General features: G+C 62.1%; 24 protein-coding genes. 11 read left to right on the forward strand and 13 right to left on the reverse strand.

What is annotated here, in order from left to right; translation table 11 throughout:
* Positions 1–7 precede the first annotated feature (7 nt).
* The 5 genes from HX807_RS26985 to HX807_RS27005 are packed head-to-tail and all read right to left on the reverse strand — an operon-like array spanning position 8 to position 3766.
* Positions 8–997 (reverse strand): FecR family protein, encoded by a 990-nt coding sequence (locus HX807_RS26985; RefSeq protein WP_177051623.1) that lies wholly within the window; start codon positions 995–997, stop codon positions 8–10.
* Entirely contained in the window at positions 994–1554 is a 561-nt protein-coding gene (locus tag HX807_RS26990; protein ID WP_003212753.1) for an RNA polymerase sigma factor, read from the reverse strand. The genes HX807_RS26985 and HX807_RS26990 overlap by 4 nt, the downstream gene beginning before the upstream one ends.
* 11 nt (positions 1555–1565) lie before the next feature.
* Positions 1566–1892, reverse strand: coding sequence for a DUF3325 domain-containing protein (locus HX807_RS26995; RefSeq protein WP_177051625.1), 327 nt, complete (start codon positions 1890–1892; stop codon positions 1566–1568).
* Positions 1893–3467 carry a PepSY domain-containing protein gene (locus HX807_RS27000; RefSeq protein WP_177046373.1) on the reverse strand — a complete coding sequence of 525 codons (1575 nt, stop codon included), beginning with the start codon at positions 3465–3467 and terminating at the stop codon, positions 1893–1895.
* Entirely contained in the window at positions 3464–3766 is a 303-nt protein-coding gene (locus HX807_RS27005) for a DUF3649 domain-containing protein (RefSeq protein ID WP_003212759.1), read from the reverse strand. Before HX807_RS27005 ends, HX807_RS27000 begins: the two co-directional genes overlap by 4 nt.
* A 159-nt stretch (positions 3767–3925) precedes the next feature.
* Between HX807_RS27005 and HX807_RS27010 the strand changes: the two genes are divergently transcribed.
* The 3 genes from HX807_RS27010 to fecA all read left to right on the forward strand — a co-directional run bounded on the left by HX807_RS27010 (position 3926) and on the right by fecA (position 7787).
* Entirely contained in the window at positions 3926–4414 is a 489-nt protein-coding gene (locus HX807_RS27010; protein WP_087695173.1) for a sigma-70 family RNA polymerase sigma factor, read from the forward strand.
* Positions 4411–5352 carry a FecR domain-containing protein gene (locus tag HX807_RS27015; RefSeq protein WP_087695174.1) on the forward strand — a complete coding sequence of 314 codons (942 nt, stop codon included), beginning with the start codon at positions 4411–4413 and terminating at the stop codon, positions 5350–5352. The genes HX807_RS27010 and HX807_RS27015 overlap by 4 nt, the downstream gene beginning before the upstream one ends.
* Positions 5353–5441: 89 nt before the next feature.
* Entirely contained in the window at positions 5442–7787 is a 2346-nt protein-coding gene (gene fecA / locus HX807_RS27020) for a TonB-dependent Fe(3+) dicitrate receptor FecA (protein WP_102605177.1), read from the forward strand.
* Here fecA and HX807_RS27025 read toward each other — a convergent pair whose 3' ends face one another.
* On the reverse strand, positions 7788–8660 hold the full coding sequence (locus HX807_RS27025; protein WP_177051627.1) for a LysR family transcriptional regulator: 873 nt from the start codon (positions 8658–8660) through the stop codon (positions 7788–7790). It lies immediately after the preceding gene.
* Positions 8661–8764: 104 nt separating this feature from the next.
* Between HX807_RS27025 and HX807_RS27030 the strand changes: the two genes are divergently transcribed.
* On the forward strand, positions 8765–10273 hold the full coding sequence (locus tag HX807_RS27030) for an MFS transporter (RefSeq protein WP_177051630.1): 1509 nt from the start codon (positions 8765–8767) through the stop codon (positions 10271–10273).
* A 72-nt stretch (positions 10274–10345) separates the two neighbouring features.
* Here the strand turns inward: HX807_RS27030 and HX807_RS27035 are convergent, their stop codons facing one another.
* Entirely contained in the window at positions 10346–10756 is a 411-nt protein-coding gene (locus HX807_RS27035; RefSeq protein WP_003212772.1) for an HPF/RaiA family ribosome-associated protein, read from the reverse strand.
* A 211-nt stretch (positions 10757–10967) separates the two neighbouring features.
* On the reverse strand, positions 10968–11915 hold the full coding sequence (locus HX807_RS27040) for a LysR substrate-binding domain-containing protein (protein ID WP_003212775.1): 948 nt from the start codon (positions 11913–11915) through the stop codon (positions 10968–10970).
* Between the two features lie 137 nt (positions 11916–12052).
* Here HX807_RS27040 and HX807_RS27045 point away from each other — a divergent pair, with 137 nt between their 5' ends.
* From HX807_RS27045 to HX807_RS27055, 3 genes are all read left to right on the forward strand, one after another.
* The gene (locus HX807_RS27045) at positions 12053–13429 is read left to right on the forward strand and encodes an L-serine ammonia-lyase (protein WP_177051632.1); all 1377 of its coding nucleotides are present in this window, start codon (positions 12053–12055) and stop codon (positions 13427–13429) included.
* Between the two features lie 60 nt (positions 13430–13489).
* Positions 13490–14785 (forward strand): serine/threonine transporter, encoded by a 1296-nt coding sequence (locus tag HX807_RS27050; RefSeq protein WP_102605175.1) that lies wholly within the window; start codon positions 13490–13492, stop codon positions 14783–14785.
* A 300-nt stretch (positions 14786–15085) separates the two neighbouring features.
* The gene (locus HX807_RS27055) at positions 15086–15403 is read left to right on the forward strand and encodes a DUF3509 domain-containing protein (RefSeq protein ID WP_177051634.1); all 318 of its coding nucleotides are present in this window, start codon (positions 15086–15088) and stop codon (positions 15401–15403) included.
* Here HX807_RS27055 and HX807_RS27060 read toward each other — a convergent pair.
* Positions 15400–15888: a phosphate-starvation-inducible protein PsiE gene (locus HX807_RS27060; RefSeq protein ID WP_003212783.1), complete on the reverse strand. Its 489-nt coding sequence runs from the start codon at positions 15886–15888 to the stop codon at positions 15400–15402. The genes HX807_RS27055 and HX807_RS27060 overlap by 4 nt on opposite strands.
* Before the next feature lie 283 nt (positions 15889–16171).
* Complete coding sequence (locus HX807_RS27065; protein WP_008438570.1) at positions 16172–16429, reverse strand: DUF6124 family protein; 258 nt, start codon at positions 16427–16429, stop codon at positions 16172–16174.
* Between the two features lie 305 nt (positions 16430–16734).
* Between HX807_RS27065 and HX807_RS27070 the strand changes: the two genes are divergently transcribed.
* On the forward strand, positions 16735–16995 hold the full coding sequence (locus tag HX807_RS27070; protein WP_003212789.1) for a YebG family protein: 261 nt from the start codon (positions 16735–16737) through the stop codon (positions 16993–16995).
* Between the two features lie 209 nt (positions 16996–17204).
* Here HX807_RS27070 and HX807_RS27075 read toward each other — a convergent pair whose 3' ends face one another.
* On the reverse strand, positions 17205–17930 hold the full coding sequence (locus HX807_RS27075) for a dienelactone hydrolase family protein (RefSeq protein WP_087695180.1): 726 nt from the start codon (positions 17928–17930) through the stop codon (positions 17205–17207).
* Between the two features lie 217 nt (positions 17931–18147).
* On the opposite strand from HX807_RS27075, the gene HX807_RS27080 reads away from it, so the two are divergent.
* Positions 18148–19455 (forward strand): acetamidase/formamidase family protein, encoded by a 1308-nt coding sequence (locus HX807_RS27080; protein ID WP_102368149.1) that lies wholly within the window; start codon positions 18148–18150, stop codon positions 19453–19455.
* A 6-nt stretch (positions 19456–19461) separates the two neighbouring features.
* Here the strand turns inward: HX807_RS27080 and HX807_RS27085 are convergent, their stop codons facing one another.
* Positions 19462–20481: a Glu/Leu/Phe/Val dehydrogenase dimerization domain-containing protein gene (locus HX807_RS27085; protein ID WP_010176963.1), complete on the reverse strand. Its 1020-nt coding sequence runs from the start codon at positions 20479–20481 to the stop codon at positions 19462–19464.
* Positions 20482–20667: 186 nt separating this feature from the next.
* Between HX807_RS27085 and HX807_RS27090 the strand changes: the two genes are divergently transcribed.
* Both HX807_RS27090 and HX807_RS27095 read left to right on the forward strand, forming a co-directional pair.
* On the forward strand, positions 20668–21471 hold the full coding sequence (locus HX807_RS27090; protein ID WP_003212796.1) for a SirB1 family protein: 804 nt from the start codon (positions 20668–20670) through the stop codon (positions 21469–21471).
* 42 nt (positions 21472–21513) lie between these two features.
* A complete protein-coding gene (locus tag HX807_RS27095; RefSeq protein WP_008438574.1) occupies positions 21514–22338 on the forward strand; it encodes a class I SAM-dependent methyltransferase in 825 nt (274 codons plus the stop codon).
* Here the strand turns inward: HX807_RS27095 and HX807_RS27100 are convergent.
* Positions 22309–23676 carry an aromatic acid/H+ symport family MFS transporter gene (locus tag HX807_RS27100; RefSeq protein WP_134325766.1) on the reverse strand — a complete coding sequence of 456 codons (1368 nt, stop codon included), beginning with the start codon at positions 23674–23676 and terminating at the stop codon, positions 22309–22311. The two genes, HX807_RS27095 and HX807_RS27100, sit on opposite strands and share 30 nt — an antisense overlap.
* Between the last annotated feature and the right edge of the window lie 60 nt (positions 23677–23736).

Consider the following 23736-nt stretch of genomic DNA (forward strand, 5'->3'; position numbering starts at 1 on the left):
TCTGTATCTAGCGCAATACGATCATCCGACCGAGCAGCGAGTGTTGTTCAAACCCCAGGACCGCCTGCAGCGCGTTGAGTACCGCTTGCGGATCCTTGCTCGGAAAACTACCGCTGACACGCCGGGCGCCGAGGTCTTCGTTGAGCAGCAGAATGCGCCCCGGATAGTAGCGGCCGAGGTCTTGCACCACATCGGCCAGCGGCGCCTTGTAGTAGTTGAGCCAACCATCGCGCCAGGCCAGGCGCGACTCGCTATCGACCGCGTGCAGCTCATCGGCGACACCGTCGGCGTAGGCCACTTGCTGGCCGGCCGTCAGAATCTGTTGCTGAGCATACTTCGACGGCGTTACCCCAACCCGACCGGACAACACCGTCACCTGCGCACCTGCCGGTTGCAGGCGCACCTCAAACTGCGTGCCGAGCACCCGTGCTTCGCCGCTGCCGGCCTCGACCACAAAGGATTCGCCAGTGTGGGTCACACTGAAAAAACCGGCGCCACGGCGTAGCTGGATATGGCGCTCGCCATGCTTGAAATCCACTGCGATCGCACTGTCGGCGTCCAGGGTGACCTGGCTTTGATCGGCCAGGGTCACGGTCTTCACCTCACCCGGCGCGGTGACGTAATCCGCGCCGAAGTCATCGACCCAGCGTGACGGCTGCCAGCCGGCGCCCATCGAGATCATCACCAGCAGGCAGGCGGCCATGGCCAGGGCGCCAGACCAGCGCCGCACGCTGGAGCGTTTCGAGGTATTCATCGCGTTCAAGTAACCCTGCAGCGCCAGGTCATCCTCATCCGCCAACGTTCTGGCCGGTACTTCACTCAATTCCCACAGCACCTGGGCCTGGGCATAGGCTTCCACATGCGCAGGATCGGCCCGCAGCCAACGGCTGAACGTGGCCTGGTCGCCACTGCTGGGCTGGTCATGCAACAGGCTCAACCAGGCCAGTGCGGCCTGTTCCTGATCGGGCGTCGGGGTGACGCTGGCGGTGGGGTTCACGGGGCTTTCCTTGGCGATGGTTCACGAAGGCTGGCCTTGCAGGCTTCGAGGGCACGCATCATATGTTTTTCCACGGCGCTTTGGGACAGGCCCATGGCCTTGGCGATTTCCGCGTACTTGCGGCCATGGATGCGGTTGAGCAGGAAAATCTGCCGGGTACGTTCCGGCAGGCTGCGCAAGGCTGCTTCAACGTGACGCAGATCATTGCCCGCCTCCAGCGCGGCCTGGGGTTCGCAGCCCTGGTTATCCTGTTGTTCCGGCAGCCAGCCTTCGCTGCTGCGCACCCGGGCGCCTTCGCTGCGCAGGTGGTCGATGGCGATATTGCCGGCGCAGCGCAGCAGGTAGGTGCTGAGCTCCTCGACCTGCACCAGCGGCCGGCGCCAGAAGCGCAGGAACAAATCCTGCACCAGGTCCGCCGCCGTCGCACGGCAGCCCACGCGGCGGCTGACCAGCGCTTCCATCTGCGAGCGCTGGGACAGGAACACCTGCAGGAAATGCGCCCGTCCGCCCGCCGCGTCTGCGTGCTGCTCTGGGTGTTCGGGAGGCGTGGTGATCATCAACGGTGGACTCAAAGGGTCGCGAAGGCCGCAACCGGGCTGGCCAGCAGGCCGAGGCCCGCCAGGATCAAGGCCAGCCTTGGCCGATACGGCAACAGCAACACCAGCAACAACCCGCTGAGCATCAAGACCGCGCACCACTCCACCAACCCCTGGCTCCACCCGGTCGCGAGCACCGCCGGCCAGATCGAGACAATCAACAGCAGCCAGCCGCCCACGCGCAAACCCAGGCGCCGACGAGGCGAAAGTTTACTGTGCAGCAGTTCGCCATGGTGCCGGTCCATGGACAGGCACAACGCGGTAAACCCTGCGTAACACAGCAGCAGCGCCAGGAGCATTCAGTTCACCTCGCCCTTGAGGGTCAATGGCCGGGCACGTTCGGCCTTGGGCTGAGGGACACGGCGGTGCTGCATTTTCCAGGCAGCCCAGGCGAGGAACACACCGCTGCCCAGGCACGTCAGGTCGAAGCCGGCCATGGCCCAGTCGCCGTTGGCCAGGGTCACACCCAAATGCTGGGTCGTGGTCAGCGCGTTGAGCACCGGCACGCCGATAAACAGCAGCGCGCCCACACTCAATTGCTCAACCCAGCCGCGGCGCCCCTGGCGAACAATCGCGTGCACGACGCTCAAGCCCCAGGCAATAAAGAAGGCTTGTACTTCCCAGTCCGAACGCCCGGCAAAGCTGGCCGGCAACAGGCGGTTGGCCCAGAAGAATGCAGCGATGGCGATCATCAAGCCGGACATGCTGGCGATGTTCAGCACTTCCACCAGCCGCAGCTCAAAGGGCAGCACACCGGTTTTGGTGTGCTTGAGCTGACGCTTGCCCAGCCACATCACCAGCCCGGTGCCGATCATTGCCGTGCCCGCGAGGCCACAGATGAAATACAGCCAGCGCAATACCGGGCCGGCGAAATGGCCCATGTGCAAACCGTAGAAGCTGCCACCAATCGCCGCCGGCAGCGACTGCTCGCCGCTCACCCGCAACAGTTCGCCGGTAGTGCCGTTGAATGACACGGTGCTGCCAAAGTCATGCACCACTCGATCCGACCCGGCGCGGAACACATTGACCGAGGCGTTCACATCGCTTGGATTATTCACCACCAGCCGTCCGACATGCCCACCGGCCCATTGCCCGCGCGCCTGCTCGTACATCGGGCCCAGTGGCAGCAATTGCCCCGGCTGGCCGAGGGCCGGCGCATTGTCGGTGGCCGGAAACACATCGTTGAAGAACGCACGGGTGTCGTTGCCGTAGGAAGCGAGGATGCTCGCCGGCATCACCATGCTCATGAAAATCACCAGGCTGCTGTAGGTGATCATCAAGTGGAACGGCAACACCAGCACGCCCACGGCGTTGTGCCCGTCGAGCCAGGAACGCTGGCCCTTGCGCGGGCGGAAGGTGAAGAAGTCCTTGAAGATTTTCTTGTGGGTAATGATCCCGGTGATCAACGCCACGAACATCACCATCGCGGCGATGGTCGACAGCCAGCGCCCCCAGGGATACGGCATTTGCAGCTGGAAGTGGAAACGATAGAAGAATTCGCCGCCCATGCTCTCCCGGGCCTGGACCTGCTGGCCGCTGACGGGATCGAGGAGTTTTTCGACGAAATTACCGCGTTTGCCCGGGTCGACCTTGTCTTGCCACATCACCGACAGGCCCGGCTCACGGCTGCTCGGCAAGGTGATAAACCAGCGCGCGGCATTGGGCGCCTGGTGTTGCAGATAGGTTTGGGCGGCGGCCAGGCTACGGGCGTCATCGACGGGATGCGCCTGCACTTCGGGCTGCATCCAGTGGGTAATTTCGTCCTTGAAATACGACAGGGTGCCCGTCAGGAAAATCGCAAACAGCAGCCAGCCAAAGATCAGCCCGGCCCAGGTGTGCAACCAGGCCATGGCCTGGCGGAAGCCCTCTTTCATGTGCGCGCCATCCAGTACGCCAACCCGGCGAACGTGGCCATTATCGCGCTGGGCAGCAACACGCCAAACCAGGCGCGCCAGGCCGTGCGGCAGGCGAAGCACCAGATGACCGCCAACAGGTAGAACACAAACGAACTCAGCATGCCGCTGATCACCGCATCGGCGCGGCTGGTGGGCAGCCACAGCGTCATGCACACGCTGGCCAGCGAGGCCAGCAGGTAACCGCCGACCACAGCCGCCAGCACCCGCGAAGTCACGGCAAGACGGTAGGAAACGGGAAGTGAGGTTTTGCGTTTCATGCACAAGGCGCCAGGTTCGTCAGGGCGCAATATTAATGATAAAGGTTCTCATAAGCAAAAGAGAACGCATCACTGGCAATTGCCGAACCCGTCTGCGCGCCCTACAATGCGAACAATTCTTGTTCTCTAAAGCATGCCCATGCTGCCGGAGTGTGCGCGTTGCAGCCGTCCAACACCGTCGAAGTCCTGTACCACGACCATCACCACTGGCTTACCGGCTGGTTGCGACGCAAGCTCGGCTGCCCGGAAAGCGCCGCCGACCTGGCCCAGGACACCTTCATCCGCGTGCTCACCGCACGGGAAACACCGACGCTGATCGAACCTCGCGCCTTCCTCACCACCATCGCCAAGCGTGTGCTGTGCAACCATTACCGCCGCCAGGACCTGGAGCGCGCCTACATCGACGCCCTGGCGCAAATGCCCGAACACGTGGCGCCGTCGGAGGAAGAGCGGGCAATCATCCTGCAAACCCTGATGGAGCTGGACCAGTTGCTGGATGGCCTGGCGCCCCTGGTCAAACGCGCGTTCCTGCTGTCCCAGCTCGACGGCCTGACCTATGCGCAAATCGGCGCGGAACTGGGCATCTCCATCGCCACGGTCAAGCGCCATCTGAATAAAGCGGCGATGCGCTGCTACTTCGCCCTATGAGTTTCTCAACGCAAGTCGCCGAACAAGCGGTGCACTGGCTGATGGAAATGCAGCAGGGCCCGCTCAACCCACGCAAACAGGCGGCCTGGCAACAGTGGCTGGACGCCCACAGCGAACATCAGCGGGCCTGGGAGCACATCCAGCGAGTGAACCAGCGCTTGCGCGGGATGCCATCACCCCTGGCCCACGCCGCCTTGAATGCACCGAAATCCAACAGTCGTCGTCAGGCCCTGAAGTTGTTGCTGATACTCGGCGCCGGGTCGGCAGCGGCCTGGGGTTTGCGCCAGCAACATATATTGCCGCCGTTGAGTGCCGACTACCGCAGCCCCATCGGCCAACGGCGCAAGTTCCAGCTGGCGGATGGCAGCCAGTTGCAGCTCAACACCGGCAGTGCGGTGGATGTGCATTTTGATGGCCAGCAACGCTTGATCCGCCTGCTCGAAGGCGAAATCCTGCTGACCGCCAAACCCGGCAACGCCCCGCTGCGGGTCATCACTTCCCAGGGCCTGCTCAGCGCCCAGGCCGCGCGGCTGAACGTGCGGCAATTCAACGATCACACACAACTGGCGGTGTTTGATGGGCACGTTGACGTGATGCCCAACACCTATAGCGGTTTGCCGTTGTCGGTGGAGAAAGCCCATCAGGTCAATTTCACCCGCAAAGGCTGGGACACCGCCCGCCCCACCGACGCCGGCAGCGGCGCCTGGGCCGACGGCATGCTGGTGGCGGCCCACATGCGCCTGGAAGATTTCCTCGCCGAATTGAGCCGTTATCGCCGTGGCCAGCTCAATTGCGACCCGCAGGTGGCCAACCTGCTGATTTCCGGCAGCTACCCGCTGGACGACAGCGAACGAATCCTGGACCTGCTGCAAGTCAGCCTGCCGGTCAGGGTCCGGCGGTTTACCCGCTACTGGGTCACTGTCGAAGCCCGTGCCTGAAATATTTCAAAACCCGTGAGCCGTTTTCCGCACCTCGCGTGACAGAGAAGGAAAGCCACCTTGATCCTTCCTTCTCAGGACCGCACTTCATGCCCCAGCAACCGACTCGCCTGACGCCACTCGCCCGCACCCTGCGCCACTTGTTGCTGGGGGCCAGCCTCAGTTTCAGCACCGTTCCCTACGTAATGGCGGCCGACGCCAAGCCCTACCGCATCGCCCCTACGTCACTGGAAGCGGCGCTGAATCAATTTGGCCGGGAAGCCGGCGTGCTGATTTCATTTGGCTCGGACGTGACCGCCGGCGTGCAAAGCCACGGCCTGTCGGGCAACTACACCGCTGAAGAAGGCTTGAATGCGTTGCTCAAAGGCACCGGCCTGCAAGCCCGTGCCGAGGGCAACAACGCCTTCAGCCTGCAACCGGCGAATGCTCCGGCCACCCTCGAATTGGGCACCTCCAACGTGGTCGGCGACTGGCTGGGGGACGCGGCACAAACCAACGTCTTCGAGCACCCGGGCGCCCGGGACGTGATCCGCCGCGAAGAATTCGAACGCCAGGGCGCCACCCAGGCCCGCGACGTGCTCAACCGCATTCCCGGGGTCAACGCCCCGGAAAACAACGGCACCGGCAGCCACGACATGGCGCTGAACTTCGGCATTCGCGGGCTCAACCCACGCCTGGCCTCGCGCTCCACGGTCTTGATGGACGGCATCCCGGTGCCGTTCGCGCCGTATGGCCAGCCGCAGTTGTCGTTCGCGCCCATCAGCATGGGCAACATGGATGCCGTGGACGTGGTACGCGGCGGCGGTGCAGTGCGTTATGGCCCGCAGAACGTCGGTGGCATCGTCAACTTCGTCACGCGCGCGATTCCCGATGCGCCAACGGTGAAAGGCGGCCTGCAAACCGAAACCAGCCCGTCTTCCAGCCACGATGGCTTCAAGACCACCGGCAACCTGCTGGCCGGCGGCACGGCGGACAACGGCCTGGGCGGCGCGATCCTGTATTCCGGCACCCGTGGTGGTGATTGGCGCGAGAACAGCGACACCCGCATCGACGACCTGATCCTCAAGGGCAAATACCAGTTGGACGACGCCAACAGCTTCAACGCCATGGCGCAGTACTACGAAGGCAAGGCCGATATGCCCGGTGGTTTGAGCACTGCGGCCTACAAGGCCGACCCGTATCAGTCCACCCGTCCCTACGACCAGTTCTGGGGCCGGCGTACCATGTTCAACGCGGGCTATCGCTACCAGGAAGATCGCCGGGAATTCACGGTCAACAGCTTCTTCACCACCACCCTGCGCAGCGGTTACCTGGACCAGGGCAATTTCCTCTCCCTGTCGCCCCGCGAGTATTGGGTACGCGGCCTGGAAACCCGTTTCGCCCAAGGCTTCGACCTCGGCCCAACCAGCCACGAAGTCGGCGTGGGCTACCGCTACATCAACGAGGCCGGCCACGAACTGCGCTACCGCACGCCGATTTCCGCCAATCAGCAACTGCCGACCACCGACAGCCGCAACGACCGCGACACCCGAGGCAGCACCGAAGCCAATGCGTTCTTCGTCGACGACCGGATAGATATCGGCAAGTGGACCATCACCCCGGGCATCCGCTACGAGATGATCGAGTCCCAGCAGACCAACAACCTCAGCAACGTCAAATACAAAGGCGACTACAACACCGCCCTGCCGGCGCTGAACGTGCTCTACCACCTGACCGACGACTGGAACCTCTATGCCAACACCGAAGGGTCGTTCGGCAGCGTGCAGTACAGCCAGATGCCCAACCGCGTGACCAGTGGCGAAGTGAAGCCGGAAAAAGCCCGCACCTGGGAACTCGGCACACGCTATGACAACGGCACCTTGCGCGCCGAGATCGGCGCGTTCCTGATCAACTTCGACAACCAGTACGACAGCAACCAGACCAACGACACCGTGATCGCCCGCGGCGAAACCCGCCATCAGGGCATCGAGTCCAGCATCAACTACGCCCTCGACGGCTTGAGCCCGGCGCTCGCCGGTTTTGATGTGTACGCCACCTACGCCTACGTCGACGCCACCATCCGCGAAGACGGCCCGAACAAAGGCAACCGCGTACCCTTCTCCTCCAAGCACAAGGGCACGCTGGGTGTGGGTTACACCGAAGGTCGCTGGAAGTTGAACGTGGACAGCAGCTACCAGAGCAGCCAGTTTGCCGACAACGCCAACACTGAAGCAGAAAGTGCTGATGGCAGCACCGGACGCATTCCTGGCTACATGCTGTTCAGCAGCCGCGCGGCGTACGACTTTGGCCCGCAGCTGTCGGATTTGAACGTGGCGGTGGGTGTGAAAAACATCTTCAACAAGCAGTACTACACCCGCTCGTTTGACGATAACAACAAGGGCAAATACGTCGGCGAGCCGCGCACGCTGTATGTGCAGACGTCCATCGCGTTCTGATCAGCTACCCGCCAGGCACGACGGTGTGCCGGCCACCAACGCGTCGATGGCGCAACGGGTCTTGGCCGGCATGTGCGTCGCCGTGGGCCAGATGACATGGATCGGCATCGGTTGCTCGCGGTGGCCCGGCAGCACCGCCTGCAGTTGCCCGCGCAACACGTAGTGGGCGATCAGCCAACTGGGCAACCAGGCCAGGCCGACCCCGGCGATGGCGGCATCGGCCACGGCCTGCAGGTCATCGAGGATCAACGGCGAGGCGACTCGCTCGCGGTGCGGGGCATTGCTGCGATAGGCAATGCCCCGGTGCCCGGTCAGGTCGTCGATGGAGTCAATACGAGGTGTGCGCTGCAAGTACGCGGGTGACGCCGCCAGGGCAATCGCCTGTTCGCCGAGGCGACGTGCACTCAAGCGGTCGGTGTCAGGCAATGCGCCAATGCGCACCGCCAGGTCGAAGCCTTCCTGCGCCAAGTCGATCAATCGGTCGGAGAAGGAAATCTCGATTTCCAGTTGCGGAAAACGGTCCATCAGCCCCCACAAGGCAGGCGCCGCATAGTGATGACCAAACGCCAAAGGCAAGCTGGCCCTTAACCGTCCACGGGGCTGCTGACGGCCACTTTCCAGCACGGATTCGGCGGCTTCCAGTTCCGCCAGCGCACGCAGGCAATGCTCGTAATAGGCCTGCCCGTCCTCGGTCAAACGCTGACGCCGGGTGGAGCGTTGCAACAGCGACGTCCCCAACCGCGCCTCCAGACGCGCCAGGCCTTTGCCCACTGCCGAGCGCGTGAGGTTCAGCCGTTCGGCGGCCTCCGTCAGATTGCCGCTTTCGACGATCTGCAAAAACAGTTCAACACCATCAAAACGCGGAGTGGCCATGGTCGTTTGTCGCCCTATATTCCCTTATCACAGGAAGAAGTATCGCTAATAAAGAATCAGATTCCCGTGAAAATGACACCTTCCCCCATTGAAAGGAAGAGGCCATGCCACCCGACGCCGTTGTATCCGCCATCAACCCGCCACGTACCGCCCGGGACGGCCTTGCGCTCACCGCCGTGTGCCTGGTGGCGCTGATGTTCGGGCTGGAGATTTCCAGCGTGCCGGTCATCCTGCCCACCCTTGAGCAGCAACTGGGCACCGGCTTCCAGGACGCCCAATGGATCATGAACGCCTACACCCTGGCCTGCACCAGCGTGCTGATGGCCGCCGGCACATTGGCCGATCGTTTTGGCCGCCGACGCATGCTGGTGCTGTGCCTGTGGGTATTCGGGCTGGCTTCGCTGGCCTGCGGGCTGGCCAACGATGCGTCCACGCTGATCGCGGCGCGTTTTGTCCAGGGCGTGGGAGGCGGGGCGATGATGATCTGCCAGTTCGCGATCCTGTCGCACCAGTTCCGCGAGCCGGCGGCCCGGGCCCGGGCCTTTGCGGTGTGGGGCGTGATCGCCGGGGTGGGCCTGGGTTTCGGGCCGATGGTGGGGGCATTGATCCTGGCGGTGGCGGATTGGCGCTGGGTGTTCCTGGTGCATGTGCCGTTGACCTTGTTCACTCTGGTGTTGCTGCGCATCAGCGTGCAGGAATCCCGTGACCCGGCGGCCCATCGCCTCGATATAGCCGGTATGGCCACCCTCACCCTGGCAGTGTTCGCCCTGGTTTATTTCATCACCCAGGGCACCGAGAGCGGCTTTGCCACCCCGGCCATGCTCGGCTGGGCCGGACTGTCGGTGGCCAGCCTGCTGTTGTTCGTGGTTGTCGAGCGACGGAGCCCGCACCCGATGTTCGACTTCTCGGTGTTTCGCATCCCGCGCTTCAACGGCGCGCTGATGGGCTCGATCGGCATGAACTTCAGCTTCTGGCCCTTCATGATCTACCTGCCGCTGTATTTCCAGGCCGGCCTGGGCTACGACACCATGCTCACCGGGCTCGCCCTGCTCGCCTATACCCTGCCCACGTTGGTGGTGCCGCCGATGGCTGAACGCCTGGCCCTGCGCTATGGCGCCGAACGCATCATTCCATTGGGCCTGGGCCTGATGGGCGTGGGGTTTGTGACAATGGCGGCTATCAATCATAGCGGCCAGCCCAGTGTGGTATGGGTCCTGATCGCCTGTGGGATTGCCGGCAGCGGCTTGGCGTTTACCAACTCGCCCACCACCAACACCACCACCGGATCAGTTTCATCCGACCGCGCGGGGATGGCCTCGGGCATCGACTTCAGTGCACGGCTGATCACCCTGGCGCTGAATATCGCGTTGATGGGGTTGGTGTTGATACTTGGGATCGCTCACTACCTGGCGGGCGTATTGCCCGACACCGCGCAATTGGCCGCCCTCAGCCAGGACATCGCCGCCGGCAAGCTGGACGTGTTGCCGCAGGGCCCACTGATCGCCCAGGCCGCGCTACGCAACGGTGCGGGATGGGCCATGTTGTATGCCGGCGTTGGAGCGTGCGCACTGGCGGCCTTGAGCGCCTGTTTTTTCCGGCGCAGCCCGCGCTGACCTTTTGCGCATAAAAAAACGGGCCTGCATCTGCAGGCCCGTTTTCAGTGGGGTTGAAAAAAGTATCAGCTATCAGCCGTTAAGCGCAGCCTGTTCGTTTTCCAGGAATTCCTCTTCTAGCTCGGCCTCGTCGGCCTTGGTATTGGGCAGGCTTTGACCCGCGGCGCGTGGTTTGCCGCGCAGTTTGCCGTACAGATGCTCCAGGGCATGCTCCAGCTTGGTCGCTGCGCCATCGATCGCCTGTTCCAGCGTATCGGCTTTATGGAGGACCGAAAGCGGTTGATGGCCTTTTGGCCGTGCTTCCAGTCGGCAACTCAGATCGTGTGGGCCGGGCTTGTCACCGTTCTCGTCCCGCAGGTAAACCTCGACGCGGGTCAGATCTTCTTCGTAACGTTCGAGCGTGCTCTCAATGGTGGTACGTACCCACTCCTCCAGTCGGATGCTGCTTTCAATATGGTTATCGCTATTGACTTGGATTTGCATAGTTTTCCCTTATTTCAGCTAGCTCGCCGAAGGCCATTCCTGCTTCACCGGATGGGTGAAAACCATGACCTCCTGATTACACAATTGAGCAGACAGAGGAACATTTCAACCCCTTTGCAAAGATAAATCCCACATTACAAATTAACCCTGACTACAACCAAAAACGCTGTTAGGGTGGGGAGTTGGTTACATCTTCTTACCGCCAACTTCCTTACAATTGCCCCTCTCCCAACGGGTGCAATCCGCGAAAAATCTCCGCTTCCTCCACCAGCCAGTCATGCACCGCCCGCACGCCCGGATGGCTCAACGCACCCGGCGCGTACAGCAGCACATAGCGTTTGTGGTTGGGAACGGCGAGGCCGAATGGCACGATCAAGGTGCCGCGTTCCAGTTCGTCATTGAGCAAGGTTCGCCGGGCAATCGCCACGCCCATGCCCGCAATCGCCGCCTCGATGGTCAGGTGGTTGCGGTTGAAGGTATGCCCGCGCCGTACGTCGGCGGCGTCATAGCCGATGGCATTCAGGTAGAACTCCCACTCTGCGTACTCATAACTCCCACGCCAGGCAGTGATGTCGTGCAGCAGCGGGAAATGCACCAGGTCAGCGGGGCCATGCAGTGGCGGTCGCCCCCGCAGCAGGCTCGGTGCGCACACCGGGAAAATCTGCTCGTCCAGCAAGGCTGTGGACAACAAGCCGGGATAGCTGCCGTCGTTAAGGTCGATGGCCAGGTCGAAGTCGCCCTCGTGCAGGGCGACGCTGCTGTCTTCGGCAACCATGCGCAGCTGGATATCCGGGAAGCGCTGCTGCAAACGCGGCAAACGCGGGGTCAGCCATTTGCCGAGAAACGACGGGATCGAGCGCAGGCGCAAGGTGCCGCTGATCATCCCGGCGTCCAGCCGCTGCAACTCGGCATCGATGCTGCCATAGGCCTCGCCCACGGTGATCGCCAACCGCTGGCCCTCTGCGCTCAGCTCAACCCCGCGTGCGCGCCGATGGAACAGGCGAAAGCCCAGGCGCTCCTCCAACTGACGGATTTGCTGGCTGACCGCGCCCGGGGTGATGTGCAGTTCCTCGGCGCAACGGGTGAACGACAAATGCCGTGCCGCGCAGGAAAAAACGTGCAACCAGACGTAGGTCTGGCCATGAAGCGGGCGAGCCATAGGGTTTAGTCCTGCTAAAGGGTGTCTTAGGATAATTCGTTGGTCAGTGCCGATCCAGAGGCTCAGTATCGCGCCAATTCCGCTTGTCCTACAAAACATGGCAGCGATTCCTACTCCATTGCTTGTAAGGGTTTAGCATGGCTATCAGTGTTTTCGATCTATTCAAAGTGGGCATTGGTCCTTCCAGCTCCCATACCGTCGGCCCGATGCGGGCCGCGGCGACCTTCGTCCAAGCGCTTATCGACCAGCAATTGCTCGACGAAACCCGTCGCGTAGAGGTGCGTTTGTACGGCTCGCTGTCCGCCACCGGTGTCGGCCACGCCACCGACCGCGCCTGTGTGATGGGCCTGATGGGCGAATGGCCAGACAGCATCGACCCCACCAGCATCGGCCCACGCATCCAGCAACTGCGCGAGTCCGGCCAATTGCTGCTCGGCGGCCGCACGTCGATTGCCTTCAACTGGCAACACGACCTCCTGCTGCTGGACGAAAGCCTGCCCTACCACCCCAACGCCATGTCCCTGCATGCCTACGGCGAAAACGGCCTGTTGAACGAGCAGACGTACTACTCGGTGGGCGGCGGTTTCATCATCGAAGCGGCGGAAGCCGAATCCGGCATCGCGCCGACCAGCGAAGTGCAATTGCCTTACGACTTCTCCAGCGCCGTCGAACTGCTGGCCTTGTGCAACAAGCACGGCCTGCGGGTTTCCGAGCTGATGATGGCCAACGAGCGGGCCTTGCGCAGCGATGCCGAGATCCGCAGCGGCCTGCTGCATATCTGGTCGGTGATGCGTGAATGCGTCGAACAAGGCCTGCGCCACGAAGGCATCCTGCCCGGCGGTCTGGATGTGCCACGGCGCGCGGCGAAACTGCACCGCAGCCTGCTGGAAATCGGCAAACCCAACGTCATCACCTCGACCTTGTCGGCCATGGAATGGGTCAACCTGTTCGCCCTCGCCGTCAACGAAGAAAACGCCGCCGGCGGGCGCATGGTGACGGCGCCGACCAATGGCGCGGCGGGAATCATCCCGGCGGTGCTGCACTACTACATGAAGTTCAACCCGGACGCGTCCGACGATGACGTGGTGAATTTCTTCCTGGCTGCCGCCGCCGTCGGCATCCTCTGCAAGAAAAACGCCTCGATCTCCGGCGCCGAAGTCGGCTGCCAGGGCGAAGTCGGTTCCGCCTGCGCCATGGCCGCTGCCGGCCTTGCAGACGTGCTCGGCGCATCCCCGGAGCAACTGGAAAACGCCGCCGAAATCGGCCTGGAACATAACCTGGGGTTGACCTGCGACCCGGTTGGCGGGTTGGTCCAGGTGCCGTGCATCGAGCGCAACGCCATCGCCGCGGTCAAGGCGATCAACGCCACGCAAATGGCCCTGCGCGGCGACGGCAAACACTTCATCTCCCTGGACCGGGTGATCCGCACCATGCGCGACACCGGCGCCGACATGCACGACAAATACAAAGAAACTTCACGGGGCGGCCTGGCCGTTAGCTGGGTGGAGTGCTGAGGAGCATTCCCTGATCGCCCCAACGTGAGCCCGCGCAAAAATAATAACGAGGCAATAACGATGACCGATGTACGTACACCTGCTGCCGAAAATCCCGCTGTAGACCTGACGCCGACCACCGTTACACAAGGCTGGAACAAACACGACACCACCTGGATGCTCGGCCTCTACGGCACCGCCATCGGTGCCGGCACCTTGTTCCTGCCGATCAACGCTGGCGTGGGCGGCTTCTGGCCGTTGATCGTGCTGGCGCTGCTGGCCTTTCCGATGACCTTCTTCGCCCACCGTGGGCTGACGCGCTTTGTGTTGTCGGGCAAATCCGGCGACATCACCGAAGTGGTGGAAGAACACTTCGGCATCGGCGCCGGCAAGCTGATCACCCTGCTGTACTTCTTCGCGATCTTCCCGATTTTGCTGGTGTACAGCGTGGCGCTGACCAACACCCTGACCAGCTTTATGGAACACCAACTGCACCTGGCTGCACCGCCCCGGGCAATCCTGTCGCTGGTGCTGATCCTCGGCCTGATGGCCATCGTGCGCTGCGGCCAGGGCGTGATCGTCAAGGCCATGAGCGTGCTGGTGTACCCCTTCGTCGCCGCTCTGCTGCTATTGGCGGTGAGCCTGATCCCCAACTGGAACGGTGCGTTCTTCGCCTCCGCCAGCGAAGGCATGCCCGTGCCGGCCTTCTTCAAGACCCTGTGGCTGGCGATCCCGGTGATGGTGTTTTCCTTCAACCACTCGCCGATCATCTCCGCCTTCGCCGTCGACCAGAAACGTGTGTACGGCCCGCAAGCCGAACGCAAAAGCAGCGGCATCCTGGCCATGGCCCACAGCATGATGGTGCTGACGGTGATGTTCTTCTGCTTCAGCTGCGTGCTGGCCCTGTCGCCGGCTGACCTCGCCGCCGCCAAGGCGCAGAACATCTCGATCCTGTCGTACCTGGCGAACCACTTCCAGACCCCGGTCATCGCCTACGCCGCACCGTTGATCGCGCTGGTGGCGATCACCAAATCCTTCCTGGGCCACTACATCGGCGCCAGCGAAGGCTTCCAGGGCCTGATCGTCAAATCCCTGCGCGGGCGCAACCGCAGCATGTCGGCCAAGTGGCTGGAGCGCTGCACCGCGCTGTTCATGGTGCTCACCTGCTGGGCCGTGGCCACCTTCAACCCGAGCATCCTCGGCATGATCGAAACCATGGGCGGGCCGATCATCGCCTGCCTGCTGTTCCTGATGCCGATGTACGCCATCCGCCGCGTGCCATCCCTGCGCCAGTACTCGGGCCAGGCGTCCAACGTGTTTGTGGTGTTGATCGGTTTGATTGCGCTGTCTGCGATCGTTTTTTCGGTCATGCCCTGAAACGGATCACCGAACTCAAAAACACCACCGACCCACTGTGGGAGCGGGCTTGCTCGCGAAAGCGGTCGTTCAGCTGAGCAATCATTGGCTGACACACCGCATTCGCGAGCAAGCCCGCTCCTACAGGGGAAATTTGATGGCAGGCAGATTGCTGTACGGCACGCCCCTTGCTGTACAGCACTTGAGGAAAACGGACCTTGTGAAAACCTCAGCGAGCGAATGGCCGGTGGTCAGGAAACGCGAACTAATCCCGACACCGGTCGTCAATGACTGCATGTTCTTATCAGGCGGTAACGCACCATGGACAACCCTTTTCAGATCATCACCGACACCTTCGCCCCGAAATACCGGGTCAATTTAAGCATCCAGCGGCTGGACGGCAGCATCATGCTGACCCTGTCCGATGAAGACGGCGTCGTGGCCAAACGCATGATCAGCGCCGAACAACGCAACGACCCCCAGCGCCTGAAACGGCTGGTGCAGAGTGTGCAATTCGGGATTGCGATCGAGCAGGGGCACAGCGCGATGGAGATATTGGCGGTGATGACCGATGGGGACAGCCACCAGGTACTGCAGCGGCCGCCGGTCAGCAGGCCGCCGCTCACCGCAGGGTTCTAGAGCTCGCCCTTCTCTGTTTCAAGGCTCGCTTCGCCCTTGCGGCGCGGGCCTTCGACCTTCACCGACGGAAATGCCGACGACGCATACCGCACCACCAGAATCGCGAACGCCAGCAGCAGAATCCCACCGCACAGGTAGATGATGCCGATGTCGGGCGGGTTGTGGTGGGACACGTTGGAAATCAGCAGACGGGTCAGCGCCGTGATCGCTACGTAGATCAGGAAACGCACCGGCATGTGGTTGGTCTTGAAATAAATCCCGACCATCGCCCCCAGTTCCAGGTAGATGAACAGCAGCAAGATGTCATCGATCTTGATGTGCCCCGTCTCCAGCATCCCCAGAAATTCCATCACCGCGGCATAGGCGGTCACCGCACCAATGGCGAACAACGCCAGGTAGTGGAACGTCTCGACGAACAGATTTCCCAAGGACTCGGCCAGTTGGTGCACGGTCTTGCGCAGGTTTTCAGCCCAGTTGATTTTCACGATGATGCTTCCTTAGGTCGGCTCGACCGGATAATGCGGGTTGGACGTGACGGTTTCTCTGCATGCAGAAAAAAGGCCAGGGAACAGGAAGTGAGATGGTGGCGGGGTGATATGAGGCACTTATCTTGCTGCTTGATGATCGTTCCCACGCTCTGCGTGGGAATGCCGCCCCGGACGCTCCGCGTCCCATGCCCCAGGGTTTCGGATAGAGGTGACGCGGAGCGTCACGGTATGCATTCCCACGCAGAGCGTGGGAACGATCCAGGTGACCGGGTGATTCAGGTCAGGTCGGGGCGACTTGGTCCAACGCCTGATCAACCAACAAACCACTCATTTCCAGCAGTTGATGGATCGCCAGAAGCAAACTTCGCTGTGGTCCTTCAAGCTCAAAAGCCAGGCTACTGGCCATTTCACGGGCACTGTTCAAGGTTTCGCTGGCGTTGGCGAGTAATGTTTCAGTGTCAGTATTTGGGGTCACAGCGAAAAGCGCGGTAGGCGGCTTTATAGGCGATTCAGAAAAACAGGCAGTCATTTTTACCATGGTGCATTCCTTGGATTTACAAGATGTTTGCTCCTTAAATTCGAGCCGCCAAACTCGTGTACCGCATAAGCGAAGCCCGGAGAAGGTAAGCCACTGAATGACGCTCCTGCAACCCCACCAACCTGTGAGAGGTTTCCGATAGGGCAAACCAGCATTTGCCAGCTACATTGAAAAGCCACTACCCAAAGCCCATGGATTGGCTTATGCTTTTAGCTGTATATAAATACAGTGGTCGCAAAAACGCTTGGCGACACTCGAACCAAGGGCAACTCCCTTCAATACTGCACCGATGACGAGGCCGAAAAATGGCTGTTGAAACCCTGTATCGCAGTACCCGTGACCTGGAGACTACATTCGTGGATCGCAAACTTGCCGACGCACACGACCAGATGCTTGAGCTGGCAGAGTCCCTGATGGAAGTGCTGTTGAAAAACGTCGAAGGCTTGAGCGAGAAGCAGGCTGAAGATGCCGGTATTTTCATGGCCAAGAACCGCGCGGCGTTTGCGGCGGCGTTCAAAAACAATGCGAGTGCATTGGCGGAGATTGGGCAGCCAGCGGCTGAGTGATGCATTGCCAGTAGTGGCGAAAGGGCTTGCTGTGGCGGAGGGGGCTTGCTTTGAGCAAGGGCGCTTGCTGTGGCAGAGGGAGCTTGCTGTGGCGAGGGAGCTTGCTCCCGCTGGGCTGCGCAGCAGACCCAAAAGCTTGGGAGCGCTGCGCACTCCAGCGGGAGCAAGCTCCCTCGCCACAGGTTATGCGTTGATGCCTTTCACATGTGTCATGCCTGCCACAAGGTCTTGCCGAAGAACGTCAACGTGCGGTCCCACGCCAGTTGCGACCAGGCGGCATCGTATTGCGTGTCTGCAATCCGACCATCACCAATCGCCGTCTCGTTGGCAAACGCATGGCGCGCCAGGTAGCGATGGAAAGTCGCGTCCACACCCGCAGCATGCAGTTTTGACTCCAGCTCCGCCACGGTGTCGATATTGAAGAAGGCATCCTGCGTGCCCCAATGCCCGATCAGCGGCGCCTTGATCTTCGAAGCATCCAGATACTCCAGCGGCGGGAAGCCGTACCACACCACGCCCGCAGCGACTTCCGGAATCGCGTTCAACGCCAGCAACGTCAACGCCCCGCCCATGCAGTAACCGGTCACACCAACTTTTTTCGAATCTGCCTGCAAGTACTGCACGGCGCCCTTGATGTCCTGGGAAACCGCGTCACCAAAATCCAGCCCATCCATCAGGTGGTGAGCCTCTTCCTCTTCCACGGTCGACGCGCCGCGATAAAGGTCCGGCACCAACACGCGGTAACCGCATTCGGCCAGTCGATTGGCCACGCCCTTGATCTGATCGTTTACGCCCCACCATTCCTGGATCACCACGATCGCCGGCGCGCCTTCGAGTACCGCCGGGCTGGCCAGGTAGCCGTTGACGTCAGCGCCATCCGGGCGTTTGAAGGTAATCATGCGCCCGCTGGAGCGCCCTGCTGTTTGTTTGGACATGCCAACCTCGTTCTGATGGGTTTGAAAAAGTAAGCCTGCAACAGAGATATCTGTATTTGCACGTGTCCGCCACTGCGGGTGTATCAGAGTGTGTATGGATGCCCCTGAGATACACACGTACCGGCAATCGCGGCAGCGCGACACACGACAGATACACATCGGCGCTTAAGTGATGAAGCCTGTTCAACATTCAATCACCCAGGGCCCGGAAAATAAAATGAATAACCTCCCTTCTGTCGACCGTCTCACCGTCACCTCCTACACCAATGGGCTGCTCGGCCCCAGCCAGAAAATGCTCGGCCCGCTGGCCGACGGTGGCACCTTGATCACCGGCACCCCGCCCGGTTGCTGGGGCCCGATGATCACGCCGGCCTTTGAGGGTGGCCATGAAGTGACCCAGCCCGTGTTCATCGCCGGCGCCGACATCGGCGACGCGGTGGCGCTGAAGATCAAGCGCATGCGCGTCACCTCCCTGGCCACGTCCTCGGGGGTCATGAGTTTTGTCGAAGGGCGTTACCACGGCGACCCGTTCGTCGCGAAGTTCTGCTCCAACTGCGGGCAAGAGCATCCCGCCAGCCACGTCGAAGGCATTGGCGATGACGCCATTCGTTGCGATGCCTGTGGCGCCGAGGTCAGTGCGTTTCGTTTCAGCAATGGTTACGTGATCGTTCTGGATGCCGAGCATCAGGTGAGCCTGACGGTCAATCAGGCCGTGGCGGATCGCCTGGCCGGCAAGGCATCGGACATGTCGGCGCTGCCCGAACTGTCTGCCCAGCACTCGATCCTGTCCCTGGCCCGCGCCGATATCCCGGGCCTGGCCGCGCATATGCGCCCATTCCTGGGCAACATCGGCACCACGCCTTCACGGGATCTGCCGGATTCCCACAACTGCGGCGACTTCGGCCAGTACCTGGTGGGCGCGCCCCATCGCTACAGCATGACCCACGATGAACTGCACGCCGCGAAAACCGATGGCCACATGGACACCAATTCCGTGCGCGAAGGCTGCATCCTGATCTGCCCGGTGAAGGTCCCCGGCGCCGGGGTATACATGGGCGATATGCATGCTCAACAGGGCAATGGCGAAATTGCCGGGCATGCCACCGATGTGTCGGGGGAAACCGAACTGACGGTGCAGGTGATCAAGGGCCTGAGCCTGGACGGGCCGATCCTGCTGCAAAACCTCGATGACCTGCCGCCCATGGCGCGCCCGATGACCGCGGAGCAACGCCTGCGGGTGAAGGCACTGGGGGAGCGCTGGGGCCAGGTGGAGATCGAGGAGAACGCGCCCATCACCTTCATCGGCAGTGGGACCAATCTCAACGTCGCGACAGACAATGGACTGGAACGCGCCGCCGCCGTGACCGGGCTGCCGCTCGACGAAGTGCGCAACCGCGCGACCATCAACGGCTCAATTGAAATCAGCCGCCTGCCGGGAACCGTGCGGGTCACGATTCTGTGCCCGATGCACATCCTTGATCGTATGGGCGTGGGCCAACTGGCCCGGGAGAAATATCAGCTTTGACCCGCCTCAGCGGTACAGCAAGCGCTCCGCCAGCTCATCCGCTACCCGCGCGGGTGAGCGCTTTTCAGCCTGGGCATGGGCGAAGATTTCGGTCAGGCGTGTGCCGATGTTCGACAGGTGCGCGGTGATGGTTTCCAGCTCCGCGCCGCCGTGCTTGAGGGCCACGTAGATCAGCCCACCGGAGTTGATCACGTAGTCCGGCGCGTAAAGAATCCCACGCCCTTCCAACTGATCGGCCACTTGCAGGTTGGTCAGTTGCGCACTGGCGGAGCCGGCCACCGCTGCGCATCGCAACTGCGCGACCGTGTAGCGGTTGAACACCGCGCCCACACCGCAGGGCGCAAGGATATCGCATGGGGTGCTGAGCAAGGCTTCGTTGGCAATCGGGTGCGCACCCAGTTGCTCCATCGCCAGTTGCACCTTGCCGTGGTCGATGTCGCTCACCAGCAATTCAGCCCCGGCGGCGTGCAGTTGCTCGGCCAGGGCATAACCGACGTTGCCCAGGCCCTGGATCGCCACGCGCAGACCTTCCAGGTTATCGCTGCCCAGGCGAGCCATCGCGGTGGTGCGGATGCCGGCGAACACGCCCATCGCCGCGTGGGGCGAGGGATCGCCGGCCGCCGTGGTGCTGGTGACATAGCGGGTCTGCTGGGCGATGCAATCCATGTCGGCCACCGAGGTGCCGCTGTCGATGGCGGTGATGTAGCGGCCATCCAACTGCTCGATGCAGCGGCCGAAGGCTTCAAACAATGCCGCGCGGCTTTCCACATGGGCGGGGCGGATGATCACCGCGTTGCCGCCACCCACCGGCAAACCGGCCAACGCGGCCTTGTAGCTCATGCCCTGAGCCAGGCGCGCGGCATCCGCCACGGCACTTTCATCGTCGGGGTAAGAGAGGTAGCGGCAGCCTCCAAGGGCGGGACCGAGGCGGCTGTTGTGGATGGCAATGACCGCCTTCAACCCGGTGGCCGGGTCAACGCTCAGGTGCAGCGATTCAAGGCGGGTGCTGTGCATGAGCGCAAACATCGTCAAGCTCCCGAATCACTTCTGGTAGGCGCCAAGTATAGGACCGCCAGCGAAACCCTGCTGAAGCGCGCAGGAATAAGACCACCGGTTTTAAAGGGTTTGCGACATAAACAGGTAGGACCTGTCTTAAGGCACTGGACGAAAGTTCACAGCAAGGCTAAAACGAGACATCCGCCGGAGAACCCAATGAAGCCCCGCGACGCCTTTTTTGCCTGCCTGGAACGGTCACCGCCCGCGCTGTTTGAAGCCGCGCTGTGGATGGCGGCCGAGCACGACCCGGCGGTGGACCCCTTGGCCATCCTGCAGGACTTCAAGGTACTGCAGCAGTTGGTCAGCCTCAGCATGCCAATGCTGCCGGCGGATGAACTCGGACAACCGTTGTTGCGGCGCATGAACGACCTGGGGTTCGCCCAGGATGACCACACCCCGCTGCGCCCCGCCGCCGCGCTGCTGGACAAGGTGTTGAAGCGTAAACGCGGCCAGCCACTGGCATTGGGGCTGATTGCCCTGGAGCTGGCGCGGCGCCTGGACATCCCCTTGGTCGGCGTCAACTTCCCGGGGCACTTCCTGTTGCGCGTGCCGGGCGCCGATCACCTGCTCGACCCCTGCGGCGGCCGACGCCTGTACCCCAACGATTGCCGCGACCTGCTGACCCGCCAGTACGGGCCCAATCTCAAGTTGCAGGCCGACCACCTGCACACCGCCGAGCCGCGATCGATCCTGCAACGGCTGTCGCGTAATCTGCGCCAGTTGCACCTGTCCAACGACGACCACCTGGCCGCTCTGGTGGACGCCGAACGCGTGCTGGAGCTGGGCAATGCCAGCGCCGCCGATTACCTGGCCCGGGCCAGTTTGTATCAGCGCCTGGATTGCCCGAACGCCGAGCGTTTTGACCTGGAACACGCGTTGATGCTCAGCGAAGACCCGATCCAGCGTCTACGCCTGACCGAACGGCTGGGCCATTTGCCGCCGAACTCTGTGGTGCATTGACCCGCTTGGCGTAAGCTGTACCGCCCCATGGATGAGGTTGTCATGCCCCTGCGCTCCCCCGCCGAACGTTACCTCGAAGATTTTCACCAGCGCCAGCCCGGCACCACCAGCGCGGCATTCGCCGAACTGCCGGCGGTGAAATACAGCTCATCCTATGCTGCCTTGACTGCGCACGTGCCCACCGCACAAAGCCCGATGAACGTGCTGGACCTGGCCTGCGGCGATGGTTATCTGCTCAAATTGCTGGCTGCCCGTCAGCAACCCGGCTTGCAACTGACCGGTGTCGACATGAGCCAGGCGGAGCTGGACGCCGCCCGCTTGCGTCTCCCATCTGATGTAACGCTGCTCAAGGAACGCGCCCAGGCATTGAGTATGGCCACGGGCAGCGTCGACGTGCTGCTGTCGCACATGGCAATCATGCTGATGGATGATCTTGAACAGGTACTGCAAGAGGTACAGCGGGTATTGCGCAGCGGCGGCACGTTGGCGGTGCTGATCGGCAGGACGTTTCTACTCGGCCCTGTCGGCGACGCGTTTCTGGACGCGTTTCGTCCAATCGCCAAGCAAGACCAACTGCCCCACTTGCCAATGGGCGACCCGCGCACGCGCACCGAAGACGGCTGGCGAACCTTGCTGGCAGATCATTTCACTGACATCCGCTTCGAAGACATCGACGTCCACTGGCAGCCTCAGCCAGCCGCACTGTGGACGTCATTGAAAGAAACCTACGATATCGACCGGCTGACAATCCCTGCCAAGGCCCGCCTGAAAGAACGCTTCCTGGCCGCCATCGCTCACCTTCAGCAGAGTGATGGCAGCGTGTCCACCGGCTGGGGATTACGCGTTATCAGCGCCCGGCGCCAATAACGCATCAGGGCCTTGTGGTGCTGCGCCCTTGGGCGAGCGCACTTGGATAATCAACAACGCCGCAATCACCGCCGGAATCGCGCAGAAGAAGAAAATCTGCTGCACCGGAATGTGCATCGCCAGCAACAGGCTGCCGAACAACGGCCCCAGGATCGAACCGAACCGCCCGACGCCCAACGCCCAGCCAGTACCGGTCGCCCGTACGTGAGCCGGGTAGAAGTTACTGGCGAACGCGTTCAGGGTCAGTTGACCGCCGATGATGCAGAAGCCCGCCGCAAACACGCAGGCCACCAGATAGCGCGGATTGTCGTGATTCAGCCCCAGCAGGATGGTGCACACCGCAGCCGCTGCCAGCACGCCGGACAGTAGGCGCACTTTGCTTTTGAGCCGGTCGGCAAACCAGGCCATGCCGATGGCGCCCAAGGTCCCGGCGAACAGGAACATCGAGGTCACCAGGTTGGCCTCATTCAGGCCCAGGCCGCTTTCCAGCAACAGCGAAGGCAGCCAGCTGATCATGAAATACAGCAGGATCAGGCTGACAAAAAACGTCGCCCACAGCAGTAATGTCGGGCGCGCATAACCATGGCGGAACAGCTCCACCACCGTCAGTTTGCTGCCTTGCTCCTGGCGGTTTTCTGCCTCGCTCGCTGGCGGCGGTTGCCAGCCTGGCAGCATTCGCGCGGTGACTTTTTGCAGGCGCGCATACGGCGGTGCATCACGCAGCAGGCGTGGCAGGGATTCGGGCAACATCCAGGCAAGAAACGGAAACAACAGCAATGGCGTCACACCACCGGCGAGGAACACCGCCTGCCAGCCGAAGCTGTCGATAAACCCGGCCGCGACAAAACCACCGGCCGCACCGCCGAAAGAGAAGCCACAGGCGGCGAGCGTCACCATCAATGTTCGCAGGCGGGGTGGTGAGTATTCCGACATGAGGGCCATGGCGCTGGGCATTGCACCGCCCATGCCGATGCCGCAGATAAAGCGGGCGGCCATCAAGGTATTGAGAGAGTTGGCGAACACCATCAGCACCGTGAGGCTGGCGTAGATCAACACACAGCACAGCAGGATTCGCCGCACCCCGAAGCGATCCGCCAGCGGCGTGACGGCCAGGGAGCCCAGCGTCAGCCCCAGCAGGTTGGCGCTGAACACCGGGCCGAACGCGGCTTTTTCCAGGCCCCAGTCCTTGGCCAGCGCCGGGACCACGTAGCCCAGGACCTGGGCGTCGTAGCCGTCGGTGACCAGCAACAGTGCCAGCAACAGGAGAATCAACCACTGATAGCGCGACACCGGACGGGCGTCGAGTGCCGCACGAAAGCTGGCAATCTGATTGTGCATCGCAAGGGACCTGTATTGTTTTTATATATTTTGGACACGCTGAAGATCACATGTGGGAGC

Origin of the sequence: Pseudomonas sp. D8002, from assembly GCF_013385695.1 — a bacterium.
Classification (GTDB): domain Bacteria; phylum Pseudomonadota; class Gammaproteobacteria; order Pseudomonadales; family Pseudomonadaceae; genus Aquipseudomonas.

What these genes read in the sequence shown, in the direction of transcription:
- HX807_RS26990 (WP_003212753.1), bottom strand. Translation starts at nt 1,554, where the DNA reads ATGATCACCACGCCTCCCGAACACCCAGAGCAGCACGCAGACGCGGCG.
- HX807_RS26995 (WP_177051625.1), bottom strand. Translation starts at nt 1,892, where the DNA reads ATGCTCCTGGCGCTGCTGCTGTGTTACGCAGGGTTTACCGCGTTGTGC.
- HX807_RS27000 (WP_177046373.1), bottom strand. Translation starts at nt 3,467, where the DNA reads ATGAAAGAGGGCTTCCGCCAGGCCATGGCCTGGTTGCACACCTGGGCC.
- HX807_RS27005 (WP_003212759.1), bottom strand. Translation starts at nt 3,766, where the DNA reads ATGAAACGCAAAACCTCACTTCCCGTTTCCTACCGTCTTGCCGTGACT.
- HX807_RS27015 (WP_087695174.1), top strand. Translation starts at nt 4,411, where the DNA reads ATGAGTTTCTCAACGCAAGTCGCCGAACAAGCGGTGCACTGGCTGATG.
- fecA (WP_102605177.1), top strand. Translation starts at nt 5,442, where the DNA reads ATGCCCCAGCAACCGACTCGCCTGACGCCACTCGCCCGCACCCTGCGC.
- HX807_RS27025 (WP_177051627.1), bottom strand. Translation starts at nt 8,660, where the DNA reads ATGGCCACTCCGCGTTTTGATGGTGTTGAACTGTTTTTGCAGATCGTC.
- HX807_RS27030 (WP_177051630.1), top strand. Translation starts at nt 8,765, where the DNA reads ATGCCACCCGACGCCGTTGTATCCGCCATCAACCCGCCACGTACCGCC.
- HX807_RS27035 (WP_003212772.1), bottom strand. Translation starts at nt 10,756, where the DNA reads ATGCAAATCCAAGTCAATAGCGATAACCATATTGAAAGCAGCATCCGA.
- HX807_RS27040 (WP_003212775.1), bottom strand. Translation starts at nt 11,915, where the DNA reads ATGGCTCGCCCGCTTCATGGCCAGACCTACGTCTGGTTGCACGTTTTT.
- HX807_RS27045 (WP_177051632.1), top strand. Translation starts at nt 12,053, where the DNA reads ATGGCTATCAGTGTTTTCGATCTATTCAAAGTGGGCATTGGTCCTTCC.
- HX807_RS27050 (WP_102605175.1), top strand. Translation starts at nt 13,490, where the DNA reads ATGACCGATGTACGTACACCTGCTGCCGAAAATCCCGCTGTAGACCTG.
- HX807_RS27055 (WP_177051634.1), top strand. Translation starts at nt 15,086, where the DNA reads ATGGACAACCCTTTTCAGATCATCACCGACACCTTCGCCCCGAAATAC.
- HX807_RS27065 (WP_008438570.1), bottom strand. Translation starts at nt 16,429, where the DNA reads ATGGTAAAAATGACTGCCTGTTTTTCTGAATCGCCTATAAAGCCGCCT.
- HX807_RS27070 (WP_003212789.1), top strand. Translation starts at nt 16,735, where the DNA reads ATGGCTGTTGAAACCCTGTATCGCAGTACCCGTGACCTGGAGACTACA.
- HX807_RS27075 (WP_087695180.1), bottom strand. Translation starts at nt 17,930, where the DNA reads ATGTCCAAACAAACAGCAGGGCGCTCCAGCGGGCGCATGATTACCTTC.
- HX807_RS27080 (WP_102368149.1), top strand. Translation starts at nt 18,148, where the DNA reads ATGAATAACCTCCCTTCTGTCGACCGTCTCACCGTCACCTCCTACACC.
- HX807_RS27085 (WP_010176963.1), bottom strand. Translation starts at nt 20,481, where the DNA reads ATGTTTGCGCTCATGCACAGCACCCGCCTTGAATCGCTGCACCTGAGC.
- HX807_RS27090 (WP_003212796.1), top strand. Translation starts at nt 20,668, where the DNA reads ATGAAGCCCCGCGACGCCTTTTTTGCCTGCCTGGAACGGTCACCGCCC.
- HX807_RS27095 (WP_008438574.1), top strand. Translation starts at nt 21,514, where the DNA reads ATGCCCCTGCGCTCCCCCGCCGAACGTTACCTCGAAGATTTTCACCAG.
- HX807_RS27100 (WP_134325766.1), bottom strand. Translation starts at nt 23,676, where the DNA reads ATGCACAATCAGATTGCCAGCTTTCGTGCGGCACTCGACGCCCGTCCG.